We start from the raw sequence: 761 nt of genomic DNA on the forward strand, positions 1-761 counted from the left end.
CAAATAGACCAAAGCGCATGCTGCTCCCAGGAATAAAACGTAGTTTGGTACGGCCTGAACGTATACGAGTGGCGAATCATGCCAAGCGATTAGGCCAACCGAGAGCAGGCTTGTAGCGATTAAGATTGGAACGGCTACTCTAAACTCGAAAAAGAACATGAGCATGAGCGGCAGGGTGTAGATCCAAATGCCACTCTGGCGCGGAGAGGCCCATAAAATGGCTAAAGTCAGTATAGACAGAATGATCGATAGCTTTCTTGGCGTGCTTGCTTCGGGGCTCTCATTGGCCTTGCTTGTGGCTCCAAACTGATTGAGCCTCTGGGTTATTTTTGGCGAAAGGAGCTTACCTAAACGAGATAGAACAAGCAGTATTGTAAATCCGGCAAGCAGCAGTGCGAGTGCAAACTGGCCCTCGATCAGACTGAGCACGGAGCTAAGCCCGCTCATCAGGATCGCGGCCGCATATGCGGGAGAATGGGTTAGTGTCGTGTTATCGGGTTGAGACATGTTTTAAAGTTTGTGCTCGCAGAGCTTCTAGTTATCGCATAATCATAAACCCAAAGTGGGCTTCTTGCATGGTTTGATGTCGACTATTCCGAAAAATCTTTTGGAGTGCGTCCCTGAATATAAAATGCAAAGGCGATAATTTCAGCAATCACCCTGTATAAAACGTCAGGTATTTCCTCTCCCAGCTCTAGGCGGGCCAATACCGCAACTAAGTCTGGGTTTTCGTAGAGCGGTACGCCGTGTTCTCTGGCAAT

Annotated in this window: 2 protein-coding genes; both read right to left on the minus strand. The window is 48.5% G+C overall.

The window, feature by feature from the left end; translation table 11 throughout:
* The coding region (locus A3750_RS23610; RefSeq protein ID WP_156498891.1) for a hypothetical protein at positions 1 to 507 on the minus strand (507 nt) is incomplete at its 3' end.
* 83 nt (positions 508 to 590) lie between these two features.
* Entirely contained in the window at positions 591 to 761 is a 171-nt protein-coding gene (locus A3750_RS25500; RefSeq protein WP_255374900.1) for an EscU/YscU/HrcU family type III secretion system export apparatus switch protein, read from the minus strand.

Source organism: Oleiphilus sp. HI0079 (assembly GCF_001635105.1).